Source organism: Frankia sp. CcWB3, assembly GCF_977927595.1.
The window spans coordinates 15,793-29,488 of the sequence record NZ_CDWRCK010000017.1 but is presented as its reverse complement, the minus strand read 5'-3'; the positions used below and the strand labels follow the sequence as shown (position 1 = coordinate 29,488).

The following is a 13,696-nucleotide window of genomic DNA, read 5'->3' as shown; positions in this document are numbered from 1 at the left end:
CCCGTGGTCGGAGGGTGGTGCCACGGCTTCCTCTCGGCGACTGTGGGTCATGTGGGGGGTGGTGTCCACCGGCTAGCATGACCCGGCGTGCGCAGCACCCGTGACCGCCGATCTTCGCCGGAAAATCATCGGGCTGCCGTCGGCGGTGCCGGCGGTGGCATCTCGCCGACGGAAACGAGCGCTCGTCCGGCGGTCGCCGCTGCGGCGGTGGGTGGCGGGTGTCCGGCCGATGACCGGTGCCCGCACGCCCGGGGTTCGCGCTCTCCTCCGTGCCTTCGCCGGCGATCGCCCGGCGGCGTGGCGGCCCGTCCCGGCTTCACGAAGATCATGTCGTTCGCGGGACCGTCGCGTCCTTCTGGTCGGATGGGCGGTCATCATGTCGTTCGGCCTCTCGTTCGGCCTCGCGGCCGGCTGGCACAGCCATTCCCGTCCACCAGATCGTGAAGATCGATGTCGACACCTCACCTAGGGGAACGCATGTCATCCGCAACCCCGGCCCGGCGCGGTAGTGGCACCGCCGAGGCCGACGCGACCCAGAAGCAGGATGTTCCCGGCGGCCTCACCACGGCGGTAACCGCCTGCCGGTCCTGCGGCGGACCGGCCCCGCGCCTGTTCCTCTCCCTGGGGTCCACCCCCATCGCCAACCGCCTGGTGCGCGCCGACGCCCTCGACGCGACCGATCCGTCGTTCCCGCTTGAGGTCGGCTTCTGCGAGGCCTGCGCACTCGTGCAGCTCACCCACGAGCTGCCGGCGTCCGAGATCTTCGACGAGGACTATCCCTACTTCTCCTCGTTCTCCGACATGCTCGTCCGCCACGCGGAGAAGCACGTGATCGACCTGATCGCGAGCCGCAACCTCGGGCCGGACAGCCTGGTGGTCGAGGTCGCCAGCAACGACGGCTACCTGCTGAAGGCGTTCGTCGAGCGGGGCATCCCGGTCCTCGGGATCGAGCCGACCCCCGGCCCGGCCGCGGCCGCCCGGGAGGCGGGCGTGCCGACCCGCGAGGAGTTCTTCGGCGCGGAGCTCGCCCGCCAGCTCGTCGCGGAGGGCCGCAAGGCCGATGTGATCATCGCGAACAACGTGATGGCCCACGTCCCGGACCTCAACAGCTTCGTCGAGGGCTTCTCGATCCTGCTCGCCGACGGCGGCCTCGTCGACGTCGAGAACCCCGGGGTCGGCGCGTTGCTGGCCCACACCGAGTTCGACACGGTCTACCACGAGCACTTCTGCTACTTCTCCACGATCGCGGTCGACGTCCTGATGCGCCGGCACGGCCTCGCGCTCGTCGGCGTCCAGGAGTTCCCCGAGCTGCACGGCGGCACCCTGCGGTGGAGCATGCAGCACACCGCCGCCGCGGAGCCGGCCGAGTTGGTGGCGGCGGTGCTCGACGCCGAGCGGGCCGCCGGGCTCGACACGTTCGACCGGTACGCCAGCTTCGGCGACGACGTCCGCGCCGTGCAGGACGAGCTGGTGGCGTTGCTGCGCTCGCTGCGCGCCGACGGTAGGACCATCGCCGCCTACGGCGCGGCGGCCAAGGGAGCGACCCTGCTGAACTCCAGCGGCATCGGCACCGACCTGCTCGATTTCGTCGTCGATCGCAACATCCACAAGCAGGGCCGGTACCTGCCCGGCGCCCGGTTGCCGATCCTCGATCCCGCCGTCCTGCTGGAGCGGCAGCCTGACTACCTGCTGCTGCTCGCGTGGAACGTGAAGAAGGAGATCATCGCCCAGCAGGCCGAGTACGCCGCGCGCGGCGGCTCCTTCATCGTGCCGGTTCCCCGGCCCGTAGTGCTGTAGGCAACCCATCGTGGTCTCAGGCCGTCGTTATTTCCGTCCGCGGTTGTGCGGACCCTGCTCGCTGGGCTGGCCGAGCCGGTCGGGCTGGTCGGGAGAGCGAGTATGACGGACAGCGACGGGGACCTGAGAGCCCCGGGTGGGGAGGACGACTCCCCATCCGAGGGTTCCCCTGACGAGACCCGGTACGTGCCACGATCGCAGCGCCCCGCGCGGGCGACCGGGCAGCGTCCCGGCGAGCGGACCGAACGTCCCGGCGAAGGGTTCGAACGCCGTGGCGACCGCCGACCCGGCGAGGGTTTCGAGGTGGTCACGGGGCCGGTCCGCCCGCAGCCCGCTCCGGCGCCGCGGCCCGGGCCCGGGCCGTCCGGGCCCGGGCCGTCCGGGCCCGCGATCCAGCCGCCCGTCGGCGACCCGCACCTGTCCCAGCCGCCATCCCGCCCGGTGACGCCCCCTGTCCGTCCGGGGGCCGGCGAGCCACCGCCCGGCGTCGTCACCGCCACGATGGACCTGAGCGCGCTGCAACGCCGGTTGCGGGCGGAGAAGACCGAGCTCCTCCATCGGGTCGAGGGGCAGGCTCCCCGGCATCGCCGCTCGGACCGGCGGGCGCGCCGAACCGACGAGACCGACCCGGAGAGCACGCAGATCTTTCCGCGGCAGCCCCCCGCCGGGCGTGACGGCCGATCTCCCGGGGCGGGCGCCGCGCGGTCCCGCGGTCGACGAAGGCTCGCCGCGGCGGGCGGCGGCGAGCGTGCCGCGGCCGCGTCCTTCGGGCCGGGGCCCGGTAACGGGGCCGAGGGCCTGGCGGACGATCTGACCGGCGGCGAGCGTCCGGGCGGCGAGGGTTCCGGCGGCCGTGGCGGAGCCAGGTCGAAGGCGATCTGGACGCTGATGGACCAGGCCGTCTCCAGTGCGACGAACGCCGCGATCTCGTTCCTGATTGCCCATCAGGTCAGCGACGTCGAGTACGGCGCGTTCGGTATTGCGTACACGTTGTTCTCCATCGTCATCGGCCTGGTCCGTGCCGGGAGCTGCATGCCGCTGAGCATGTTCTACTCGAATGTCACCCGGAGTGACTTCCGGGCGGCGGCCACCGCCACCACCGGCTCGTCGTTCGTCTTCGGCGTGGCCGTGGGAATCACGTTCGTCGGTCTGGGCCTGCTGCTCGGCGGCCCGGTCGGGTCGTCGTTGTCGGCGATGGGCCTCGTGCTGCCCGGCCTGCTGCTGCAGGATGCGTGGCGCTATGTCTTCTTCGCGATGGGGAAGCCCTTCGGCGCCTTCGTCAACGACACCGTCTGGGCGGTCGTCCAGATCCTCGGGATCTTCCTGCTCATCCACCGCGGTGTGACCGCATCCCCGCCGCTGCTGCTCGCCTGGGGGGCCTCGGCTCTCGTCGCGGCCCTGCTGGGGATAGCCCAGGCCGGCTTCTGGCCGTCGCCCGGCGAGACCCTTCGATGGCTTCGCAGGAACAAGTCGAACTCCGCCTACCTGGCGGCGGAGTTCATCACTGTCCAGGGCGCGATGCAGACCTCGCTGCTGGTGATCGGAGCGGTGGGTTCGCTGGCGACGGTGGGCGCCCTGCAAGGCGCGCGCACGCTGCTCGGCCCGACCACGGTGGTCGGGGTGGGGGTCGTGAGCTTCGCGTTGCCGGAGTTCTCCAAGCGGACCTCCATGACCCGCCACGCCCGGGAGCGCGCCGCCTACGCTCTCTCGGCCCTCGTCCTCGCCATTGGCACGGCGTGGAGCCTGATCTTCTACCTCCTTCCGGAACGTTACGGTCAGGTGTTGTTGGGCGACTCGTGGGATGGCGTCAAGAACATCCTGGGGCTGTCAATCCTGCACTATCTGGCCGCGTCGGTCGCGGTCGGACCGGCATGTATGGTCTACGCACTCGGAAAAACTAAGATCACATTCCGGGTCAATGCAGCCTTTGCGCCAATGTTGTTTGGTTTTCCCATCATTGGGTTGCTTGTCGGGGGCGCGCGGGGCGCGGTCGTCGGCTATAACATCGCTTTCTGGTCCATTGCACCGGTGTGGTTTGTACTGCTCCGCCGGCTCGGTCGGGAGCACGACGTGGAGCAGGCCGCGCTACGGGACGCGGAGCGGGCGGCGCGGAGCGGCTCCGGGCCTGCTCCCGCCCCGGCGGAGCCGGGAGGACGAGAGTTGCCGCGCCGGCGCCGGGCCGGGATGAGCGACGTACGCCGGTCGAGACGGTCGAACGCCGGCGAATCTGACCATCGAATGGATCCCGTGGATGATGTCGAGGATGTGGATGTCGCTCCGGAGCACGGCCCTCGCCGGCCTGGTCGCGGAACCGGATCGCGGCGTGGTGGGCGGGGCACCTGAGCGTCCGTGCGGCGTCAGTCATAGCTATAGACCGTTTACTATCCGCTATCGGCTATGCTCACAAATCGGTTCCGTCAGATCTAGACCGTGGTCCGGCAATCGGGCCGGATGCTCCTGTGGGGGGCCACATTGAGTTCGCTTCATGTCCCGCTGGAGGAGCCGTTGCGTCGTCTCACCGGCACTCCGATCCGGATGCGGGCCCGGTCCGCCCGTTCTGAGTCCGTGGCGGGTGCGTCATGAGTCGCAACGTGCAGGCGGGCAACGAGACCAGCCGGGCTCCCTCCGCCCCGTCCCTGCTTCGTATCCTCCAGCCACGGCTGCTGGTCGTCGCCATCGTCGTGGTCATCTTCGCGGCTCTGGCGGCCGCCTACTCCAAGACGCAGACGGCGACCTACCGGTCGAGTGCCCGGGTCTTCCTCTCGACGGATTCGGGCACGCTCGGTGCCAACTCGGTCGACGCGACCCGCTTCGTGCAGACCCAGGCGCAGTTCGCCCAGTCCTCGGCGGCCGTCGCGGAGATCGCGAAGGAACTCAAGCTGCCCGAGGTGGACGTCGCCGCCTGGCTCAGCACCTCGCCGTCCGACGAGGGCTACTTCTTCGTCATCGAGGGGAAGGGCTCGAGCCAGCAGGGGGCGGACGCGCTGGTCAAGTCGGCCGAGGATGCCTACAGCAAGCTCTTGACGACTTACGGCCCCAACAGCCAGGCGAATATCAGCGCCATGATCAAGCTACGTGACGGGCTGGTGGCGGAGCAGGCCGCCGCGGGTCAGGGAGCCGGTATTGCCGGGAGCGTCGACAACACCGTCCGCAACACGCAGATCGCGAACCTCAACACGCAGATCGCCACCGCCCGCACCGCCTCCGCGTTGGCGAGCACGTCGATCAAACTGGCCGAGCCGCCCGTCGCCGGGGGCCAGAGCGGGCCGAACCTGTTCCGTAACACGCTGGTCGCTGCGATCGTCGGGCTGCTCGGTTCGATCGCGGCGATCTGGATCATGTATCAGCGCCGGCCCACGATCCTCGACCCGCACAACCCGTCCGACACCCTGGGCGTGCCGCTGATCGCAGTCCTGGAGCCGGGACGGACCACCGCCAGCGCGGCCGAGACCCTGGTCTCGGCGATGTCCGCGGTGATGTCCCCGACGAGCAAGGTGGTCGCGTTCACCCCGGCGTCGCGGGGGGACCTGACCGCCGACCTCGTCGCCTCCGTGGCCGCGGCCTGGTCCGATGATCAGGGCGTCGTCCTGATCCTGGACACCTCGCCGTCGTCCGAGGTGCGGGGAGTTCTCGAAGGACTGCCCCGGGCGACCTCCGGGGAGCTGCCTCGCTGGGCGCACGAGCCGACCTGCCTGGCACGCTCGTCCGGCACCGGGCGGGGGCACATCCTCTACAACCGAGTGTCGCCGGCCCGGGCCGCCCGGCCCGGTGGCCTCGCCCCGATCCTCGCCGACCGGGCGCCGGTCGTCGACCTCGTCATCCTCGTCACCTCGGCGCTGGCCGAGCTGCCGATGACCGCGGCCTCCGCCATCCAGGCCGACGCCGTCGTGGTCATCACCTCCACCGAAACCAGTCTCAAGGAGCTCGAGCAGGTGCCGCGGGACTGGCCGGCGCTCGCCGAGCGAGTCGTGGGCGTCGTGCACGACGGCCGGACCGGCATCCGCCGGGCCGTCGCGGCGGCCCCGGAGCGTCGTTCGTCGGTCGACACCATCACCTCCAACTCCCCGGTGGGGGACTCGGCTCCGGTGAGCAAGCGGGGCGGCGGCGTGGACTCGGAGGCCACCGACCGCTACGCCCGCCCCGGCAAGCGTTAGGATAGCCCGTAGCCACGAGGGTCCGGGGGCCCCGAGGTTCCCTGATTCATTCTAGACGGCTCTGGATTCTAGACGGCTCTGGATTCCAGGAGGCGCAACGCCGGTATGACGAGCCGGGCGGTCAGCGTAATCTGACCGTCCGGCTTTTTGTCGTACCGGCTCCTCGTGGTATGCCCGGTCCCGGTCCCAGTGCCGGCCATCGCGATGGTGAGGCGAGCGGAACCGTTAGTCCGTCCTTCGGTGGCTCGACACGGGGACCCGCGGCGACCGTCGGCGGGCGCGGCGAGCACGGGTGGGGCGGCGAGCACGGGTGGGGCGGCGGTCTGTGTGGACGGCGCCATCCGCGCGATGTGGTGCGGTCGCGCGCGTGCCGTGCCGTGCCGTGGGTCAGATCGCGGCGAAGGACCGGCCCGGCACGGGAGCCGGTGGGAGCGGCGGTGACGACGCTCCCGGATCCCCTTGGAGCCTGACGGCCTCCTCTGGGGTCACCGTGAACCAGGTGACGAGCAGGAGGCCGAGCCCGGTGACGACCGGGGCCAGCAGGCCTCCGGACAGCACGCTATAGAAGATCAACACAGATCCGGAGAGCACGAACGACTGCGAGCCGCGTACGAACATCGCTACCACCAGACCGATGAACGCGGTGGTCCCGACGACGCCGTACTCGAGGATCAGCTTGGGTAGGAGGGCGTAGTTCAGCGGCAGTCCGGTGCGGTGGTAGAAGGCGGCGGCGTCCCGGTCGGCGAACCCGGGCCCCCAGCCGAACGCCACCGTCATCGGATCGCTGCCGAGCGCGTCCCAGGTCCGCTGGTACGGCTGGACGAAGCGCAGGCTGCCGCTAGACGTCGATGAGGACGTCTCCGTGGCACGCGCGGCGAAGATATCCGACGCCGGGGTGAAGCTGATGATCAGCGCCACGAGGCTCACCCCGAGCAGGGCGGTGAGCGCGAATCGGGCGCCCTTGTGAACGGCCAGCAGGACGCCCGCGCAGGCCAGCAGGAGCAGACCGGTGCCAGAAACGGTGCTCAGGATGGCCAGCACAAACATGATCATGCGCCACCAGCCGCCGTTACGCAGTGTGCAGACCACGATACCGAAGCCGAGGAACTGCGAGCAGAACGACGCCTCGAGGCAGATGAAGGCGTTCGACTTGTACAGCGACGAGCCATACTGCACGGGGTAGGACGTGTTGAACCCCTGCATCAGGAACTGCGGCGGCACGACGTTCTTGACGACGTCGGTGTATGGAACGCCGACGAGCTGAATGGCGAACTGGAACAGGGCGAGACCGGCGAGCACCGTGATCATGATCAGAAAACGGTCCAGCAGCCGGGGCAGGAGAGCGCGGGCGTCCGCGCCGCGCAGGCCGAAGAGGAACGGCACGTATGTCGCCAGCAGCAGCAACAACGAGGTGAAGGACGTGTCGTCGTTCTGCTGGAGGAAGGAGACGAGTGCCGAGGCCGAACATGCCGTCATCGCGACGAGGTAGGTGGTTACCCGGCCGGAGTTGTACGTCAGACCTCCGCGCCGCAGCATCAAGGCCGCGCAGACATAGGTGATCGGCAGGATTACCTGAACCTGTGAACTGCCCACCGGGAAAGCGATCCGTTGCAGGAAGATCTCGCAGAAGAGCAGAATCGTCAGCATCCGGAGGGTGGCGTCGTTGACCGACTTCCCGCTGCCGGCCTCCTGGGTCGGGATCACCCACGACCGTGGAATCCTGGTCGTGAGCGTGGTGGTGACCACTGGTTTCCCGTCCCCCGTTCCTGGTCAGTGGGCTCCCGGGCGCCGCGCCCGGCGGCGGGGCCCGGCGATGGAAGCCCATCGGCACGTCGGCACGTCGGATAGCTGGCGCGACGGGCGGACGGCGCGGGCGGTTCAGTGTATCCGGGGCCCTCGTGCCGTCTCGCAAGGCGGTCTCCGTGCCGTTTCCGGAGCGCACGGTCGCGTCTTCGTCACGTCTCGCAGCCAGCTGGTGGGGGCTCTTCGAACCCGGCGCGGGCGGTGGATAATAGCGGTCGTCCGACCCGACAGCCATCGGTTTGCATCCGTGTAGATCGGTGCCGCCATGAGGGACCCAGCTCGGGAACCCGCCTGGCGGTGACGCGCGTTTGTCGTACCAGGACGGCGTCATCGCCGCGGTGATATTCGATTTTGGTCTGCCTCGGGTTCGGACCGGTCATCATCGCCGTTGTGGCGGTTGTGCAGGATCTGCCTGGTCCTGGTCCTGGTCCTGGTCCTGGTCCTGGTCCTGGTCCTGGTCCTGGTCCTGGTCCTGGTCCTGGTCCTGGTCCCGAGGCCGGGATCGTGCCGTCGGCGGACTTCTAGGCCTCGGGGCCCGTGGGCTCTGGCGCGCCCACGGGCCCCGAGTCGTTGCGCAGCGGGAGCGCGTCAGTAGCTCTTCTTCGCCGGCCGCAGGTGTAGCTCGGTGATCTCCGCGGTGGGTGGGAGTCGGATCAGGTAATCGACGAGATCGGCCACGTCGGCCGCTTGGACGAGTAGCTCGGGCGCGTACTCACGGCCTTCCCGGGCGTAGATCGCCTCCTGCCGCGGGGTCGCCGTACGGCCGAGATGGATGGTAGTCACCCGGATGCCGTCGGCGTTGATCTCCTGGCGCAGGCTGTCGGCGAACCCCCGCATGGCGTGCTGGGTGGCGGCGAACACGCTGGTGCCCGCGCCGGCCCGGATGCCCTGGGTGGAGTTGACGATGACGATGTCGGCGCCGCGGTCGGCCCCGGCGACCCGCAGCGCCGGCAGCAGTCGCTGGGTGAGCGCGTACGGTGCCCGGACGTTCGCGAGGTACTGGGCGTCGAGATCGGCCAACGACACGGCGTCCACCCGGGCGCTTCCGTAGGCGCCGGCGCTGTGCACCAGATGATCGACGCGGCCGTAGCGGCCCGTGACCTCGGCGGTGAACGCGACGACGGCCGCGTCGTCGGTCAGGTCGAGGCACACCGGCGTCAGGGTGCCTGGCCCGGTTGCCTCCTTGCCGAGGGCGTCGAGCCGGGTCTGGTCGCGCCCAAGCGCGAGGACGGTGGCTCCGTCCGAGGCCAGCAGCAGCGCGGTGGCCCGGCCGATGCCGCTCGATGCACCGGTCACCACAGCGACCTGTCCGGCGAGCGGAACCTCGTCCGCCGCCGGGCCGTCCGCGCCTGCGCCCGCGCCCGATCCGTTCGGGGCCGCCATCAGACGTTCTGGTGGGAGAACACCAGTACCGCGTCCTCCCGCGGCGGCGCGGTGTCGTAGGTCAGGCAGATGTCCTCGGGGATCCGGCTCAGGTCGGTGCCACGCAGGTAGTCCCGCATGGTCGTGCCGGTGCACTCCGCGTCGACGTTTGGCGCTCCGACGTGGTTGACCACGTCGTCGAAGTGGACGGTGCGGAAGTCCATGCTGAACCGGGTGCGGCCGGAGTTGTTCGGCACCGAGGAGTGCAGCTGGGCCGCCGAGAAGATCATTATTCCGCCGGAGGGGGCGACCACCCGGGTCTGCGGAAAGATTTCCACCTCCTCCTCGGGCTTGGGCTGCTTGCGAGTGTCGGACTTGATGTGCTTCGCGGCGTCGGCCCGGTTCTTCGCGTTCCACTCGTAGTAGTCGTAGTCGCGGGAACCGTTCTTCACGCCCTGGGAGAAGTAGCGCGGGTGGAAGGCCATGGCGTTCTCCGGCACGATGTCGAAGATCGGCATCCACCAGTTGAGCTGGCAGAACGGTGCCGAGTACCAGGTGTCGCGGTGTGGGTGGAAGGCGTAGGCGATGCCCGAGGTGAGGTAGTCGTCCGACGTCGAGGTCCGCAGCCGGGGCACGTCGAAGTAGGTCTTCGACAGGTCGCAGCCGTGCTCGGCGAGAATCGCCGGCAGCAGCTCCTTGCAGGTGGGGTGGTGGATGAACCGTGGCTTCAGCTCGGCGAGCAGGGCCGCGTAGTCCTCGACCGGCATGTGGTACTGCGCCGTCTCGGGGTCGAGATCGCCGAAGGCCTCGCGGATCAGGGCGCGGCTGAACTCGACGAACTCCCGCGTCGCGGGCCTGGGCGCGTAGACGAACAGCTCGCCGGCGTAGAGCCTCGCCCGCCGCTCGTCATCGGACAGCGTGGACTCGACCAGTACCGAACTCATCAGGTTCCCCCTCGGAACGAACATGGGTGAGAAGCAGCCGGGCCATGGCGAGTTCGTCCGGCGTGGTGACATGGATGTTCGCCGGCTCGCCGGGGATGACCACGACTAGGCCGCCGGCCGCGGCGACCATCGCCGAGTCCTCGACGGCCTCGCGGGCCCCCGCGTGCACGGAGCGCAGCAGGTCCGCCCGGAAGGCGTGCGGGGTCTGCACGAGCCGGTGCGTCTCCCGCGGCAGCGAGGCCCCAGTGACCAACCGGGGGGTGTCGTCGGGGAGGCCGTCGATCACCGTCGAGTGGATCTCCTTGACGACCTCGGTGAGCGGGAGCCCGGGTACGGCCGCGTCGGCGCCGGCGCGGACCTCGTCGACGACCCGCTGGTACAGGGCGGGAGTCGCGAGCGGATGGGCGGCGTCGGTGATCACGATGATCCCGGCGTCCGCGGGCACGGCCGTCAGCCCCGCCCGGACGGACTCGGCCCGGGTGGCGCCGCCGGCGACGACCCGCACTCCGTCCGGCGGTGACCAGTGGCCGATCAGGGCGGCGGGGACGACCACGGCGATGCCGTCACTGGCGGGCCGCGCTGCCGCGACCGGGTGGGCGAGCAGGGGCTCACCCCCGAGGTCGAAGAACTGTTTCGGCCCGCCGAAACGCGTGCCGCCGCCGCCGGCCAGCACGATCGTCCAGACCGGGCCGCTGTTCCCGGTGCTCCCCGCGCCGTTGGTGACGGCGACAGCGGTGTCGGTCACCGCTGGGCTCCCGCGGGCGCGGCGCTGGTGACGTCGCTGAGCAGATCGACGCCCGCCAGGGCGTCGGCCGCCGCCGCGACGGTGTCGAACGGCAGGTCCGCGCGGTCGGCGATGTCGAGCAGGCTGCGCGTGCCGTCGGCCAGGTTCAGCACCCACAGCAGGCCCATCTCGATCGCCTGGCGGTTCATGGTGGCCCCGATGGCGCGGTACAGGCCTCGCCGGCCGAGCTGCGGCTCCCCGTAGGGGGCGGTGTTGCGCCAGATGCGGTCGCGCTCGCAGATGGCGATCGTCCGCAGCAGGATCGCGAACGAGTCGGCCAGTGACTCCGGGGTCACGAAGTCGAGGTCGTCCGCGGACGTGTGGTACTGCGGATAGTCGCCGTGCTGGCCGCGCCCGAACCGGCCGACGGGCAGGTCGAAGCCGGGGGAGCAGAACTGCCGTTCGTCGTAGCCGTAGGGGGAGAAGTCGATGGCCCGGTGCGGCCGCCCGGTCTCGGCGAGCGCCGCGGCCGCGGCCCGGTCGACGACGGCGTCACCCCGCCGGCTGCGCTTGTAGGTCGGGTCGGAACGGTCACCCAGGCCGGTCAGCACCAGCCCGTGCCGAATGCGCCCGACGGTGTCGCGGTTGCGCGCGAGCCAGGTGATCGATCCGATCGTGCCGGGGATGAACAGCAGCCGGAAGGTGTGCCGGCGGGGCAGCCTGGCCAGGGTGCGGGCCAGCAGGGTGGCCGTGGCGATGCCCGAGCAGTTGTCGTTCGCCATCGCCGGGTGGCAGGTGTGGGTCGTGATGAGGAACTCGTCGTCCGTGGTCCCGGGCAGCATGATCTCGCCGTAGGTCAGCGACCCCGCGGTGAGGGTGGTGTCGATCTCCACGCCGTACTCGCCGTCGGGCAGCGCGGCGAGCTGCCGGTCGGTCAGGCAGAAGCCCCAGTTCTCGGTGTAGTAGGAGGTCCGGTAGGGCACCCAGTCCGGGCGGTCCGGCATCGAGAACAGGTGCGGGCGCAGCTCGTCGAGGGACAGCCGGGCGCGGACCGGTGTGCTGTACCCCAGCAGGTGCAGCGGGTTGTCAGCGGCGTCGACGATGGTCTTGCCGTCCGGGCCGGTCAACCGGGCCGAGGTGACGTTCCATTCCCGGGGCACGGTCCAGTCCAGGACCGGTGTCCCGCTGGGGACCTCGTGCACCGTGAGCGCGGGCTCCGGGCCGAGCGCCCGCGCGACGGTGGCGAGCGTCGTGCGGACACCGTCCCCGGTGATACTGCGCGCGGGGGGCAGCAGGGTGGCGACCAGGTCGTGCAGCCACGTACCCGGGTCGGCGCCTGCCGTCGCCGCGTACTCGCTTGCGCCGCCGGGGTCGGAACCGCTCAGGGGGGAACCGTTCGGCTCGGGACTGCCGGAGCCGCGGGAGGAATCGCTCATCGCTGGACCCGTCCGGAACCTCAGCCGGCCCAGACACGCCAAGGCGCGGCACCGGAATCCCAGAGCTGGTTCAGCTCGGTCCAGTCGCGGAACGTGTCCATACCCATCCAGAATCCGTCGTGGGTGTGCAGGGTCAGCTGACCGTCCCGGGCCAGCTGCTGCAGCGGGTGACGCTCCAGCAGCAGTGCCGGGTCGTCGTCGAGGTACTTGTCGATGAACTCGCGCTCGAAGACGAAATATCCCCCGCTCACCCAGCCGGTCTGCGGCGGCTTCTCGGCGAAGAGGGTGACGGCGTTGCCGTCCGTGGTCAGCTCGCCGTAGCGACTCGACGGCCGGACGCCGGTGACCGTCCCGATCCGCCCCGACGCCAGGTGGTCGGCGAGCACCGCGCCGATATCGACGGCACCGACTCCGTCGCCGTAGGTCAGCATGAACCGCGGGCCGGTCAGGTACTGGGCGACCCGGCGCAGCCGGGCTCCGGTTCCGGTGAGTAGGCCCGTCTCGGCGAAGGTCACCTCCCACGCCTCGTCGCCCACGGTGTTGTGGAACTGGGGGGTGTGGTCGTCGGAGAGCGTGAGGGTGAAGTCGGCGACCTGCGCACGGTAGGCGAGGAAGTAGTTCTTGATCAGATCGCTCTTGTAGCCGAGGCAGAGCACGAACTTACGGAAGCCGTAGTGCTCGTAGGTCTTCATGATGTGCCACAGCACCGGCTTGCCGCCGATGTCCACCAGCGGCTTGGGTAGTTTCTCGCTGGCTTCCCGCAGCCGGGTTCCCATCCCGCCGCACAGGATCACGACGGGGATGTCCGCCACGTCGGGAATCTCGCTGGTCTGGGCGATCTCGATGCTCAAGGCTGTTGCGTCTCCCGTGCTCATGCCCCGGTCCGGACGCGCTCGGGGCGGATGGGCGTCGATGGCCTGGTCGTCGCGGGACCGCGATGCGCTCCGGGCGACCCGGGACAGCCGTCCCGCGGGCCGGCTGGTCGTGACCGGTGGGGGCAGCCACCGGGCGGTCCGGCTGCGCGGGCGGCGCGTTCTCACGCGGGTGAGGACGTCGCTGCTCGCCCGCGAACGTGCGTGCGGGCGTGATCCCGTGGCAACGGTACCGTATGGGCCTTTGCCGGCTGGTGGTGTCCCTACGAACCCGCGCGTGCGGCATAGACCCCACAACCCCGCGGGCCTCCCATGCGTCTGACTCCGGTAACTCCCGTGACTCCCCTGACTCCGGTGACTCTGGGACCGGATGACGGTTTCGGTGGGTCGGGTGCGCCTGTCGAACGATTCTCTCGGAGCGGGATGGTTGGCCTACGGATGGTCGATCGTTGCACTGCGTGATAAGCCGAGGCCGCCGAAGGCACACTTCGTCAGTGGTTGTTACTGTTTGGCGATCACTCTCGGATTACCGAACGAGTCTCGGCTCAGGTGTCGACGGTGATGGCGGACCTCGTTGCGAGTCACCGGATCGGGGAGAGTGCAG

9 protein-coding genes are annotated in these 13,696 nt (G+C 70.0%); 3 read left to right on the top strand and 6 right to left on the bottom strand.

Translation table 11 applies throughout. From position 1 onward, the window contains the following. Window positions 1-477: 477 nt before the first annotated feature. The 3 genes from ACY5KJ_RS02905 (at window position 478) to ACY5KJ_RS02895 (ending at window position 5,951) form a co-directional block, all read left to right on the top strand. Complete coding sequence (locus ACY5KJ_RS02905) at window positions 478-1,797, top strand: methyltransferase domain-containing protein (RefSeq protein ID WP_462188475.1); 1,320 nt, start codon at window positions 478-480, stop codon at window positions 1,795-1,797. Window positions 1,798-1,899: 102 nt separating this feature from the next. Beyond that, entirely contained in the window at window positions 1,900-4,140 is a 2,241-nt protein-coding gene (locus ACY5KJ_RS02900; RefSeq protein ID WP_462188476.1) for a hypothetical protein, read from the top strand. Between the two features lie 236 nt (window positions 4,141-4,376). After that, the gene (locus ACY5KJ_RS02895; protein ID WP_462202740.1) at window positions 4,377-5,951 is read left to right on the top strand and encodes a Wzz/FepE/Etk N-terminal domain-containing protein; all 1,575 of its coding nucleotides are present in this window, start codon (window positions 4,377-4,379) and stop codon (window positions 5,949-5,951) included. 387 nt (window positions 5,952-6,338) lie between these two features. On the opposite strand, the gene ACY5KJ_RS02890 is transcribed toward ACY5KJ_RS02895, so the two are convergent. From ACY5KJ_RS02890 to ACY5KJ_RS02865, 6 genes are all read right to left on the bottom strand, one after another. After that, entirely contained in the window at window positions 6,339-7,697 is a 1,359-nt protein-coding gene (locus tag ACY5KJ_RS02890; protein ID WP_462188839.1) for a hypothetical protein, read from the bottom strand. Window positions 7,698-8,342: 645 nt separating this feature from the next. After that, window positions 8,343-9,137 carry an SDR family oxidoreductase gene (locus tag ACY5KJ_RS02885; protein WP_462188840.1) on the bottom strand — a complete coding sequence of 265 codons (795 nt, stop codon included), beginning with the start codon at window positions 9,135-9,137 and terminating at the stop codon, window positions 8,343-8,345. Then, window positions 9,137-10,060 (bottom strand): phytanoyl-CoA dioxygenase family protein, encoded by a 924-nt coding sequence (locus tag ACY5KJ_RS02880; protein ID WP_462188841.1) that lies wholly within the window; start codon window positions 10,058-10,060, stop codon window positions 9,137-9,139. The genes ACY5KJ_RS02885 and ACY5KJ_RS02880 overlap by 1 nt, the downstream gene beginning before the upstream one ends. Then, window positions 10,023-10,805, bottom strand: a complete 783-nt coding sequence (locus tag ACY5KJ_RS02875) for an IspD/TarI family cytidylyltransferase (protein WP_462202739.1) — start codon at window positions 10,803-10,805, stop codon at window positions 10,023-10,025. Before ACY5KJ_RS02875 ends, ACY5KJ_RS02880 begins: the two co-directional genes overlap by 38 nt. Continuing rightward, complete coding sequence (locus ACY5KJ_RS02870) at window positions 10,802-12,220, bottom strand: DUF4910 domain-containing protein (protein WP_462202738.1); 1,419 nt, start codon at window positions 12,218-12,220, stop codon at window positions 10,802-10,804. The genes ACY5KJ_RS02875 and ACY5KJ_RS02870 overlap by 4 nt, the downstream gene beginning before the upstream one ends. Before the next feature lie 20 nt (window positions 12,221-12,240). Continuing rightward, window positions 12,241-13,095, bottom strand: a complete 855-nt coding sequence (locus ACY5KJ_RS02865; protein WP_462202737.1) for a glucose-1-phosphate cytidylyltransferase — start codon at window positions 13,093-13,095, stop codon at window positions 12,241-12,243. Between the last annotated feature and the right edge of the window lie 601 nt (window positions 13,096-13,696).

Bases quoted from the DNA above. Each gene is read 5' to 3' on its own strand.
- ACY5KJ_RS02900 (WP_462188476.1), top strand. From the start codon at position 1,900: ATGACGGACAGCGACGGGGACCTGAGAGCCCCGGGTGGGGAGGACGAC.
- ACY5KJ_RS02865 (WP_462202737.1), bottom strand. From the start codon at position 13,095: ATGAGCACGGGAGACGCAACAGCCTTGAGCATCGAGATCGCCCAGACC.
- ACY5KJ_RS02880 (WP_462188841.1), bottom strand. From the start codon at position 10,060: ATGAGTTCGGTACTGGTCGAGTCCACGCTGTCCGATGACGAGCGGCGG.
- ACY5KJ_RS02885 (WP_462188840.1), bottom strand. From the start codon at position 9,137: ATGGCGGCCCCGAACGGATCGGGCGCGGGCGCAGGCGCGGACGGCCCG.
- ACY5KJ_RS02905 (WP_462188475.1), top strand. From the start codon at position 478: ATGTCATCCGCAACCCCGGCCCGGCGCGGTAGTGGCACCGCCGAGGCC.
- ACY5KJ_RS02895 (WP_462202740.1), top strand. From the start codon at position 4,377: ATGAGTCGCAACGTGCAGGCGGGCAACGAGACCAGCCGGGCTCCCTCC.
- ACY5KJ_RS02870 (WP_462202738.1), bottom strand. From the start codon at position 12,220: ATGAGCGATTCCTCCCGCGGCTCCGGCAGTCCCGAGCCGAACGGTTCC.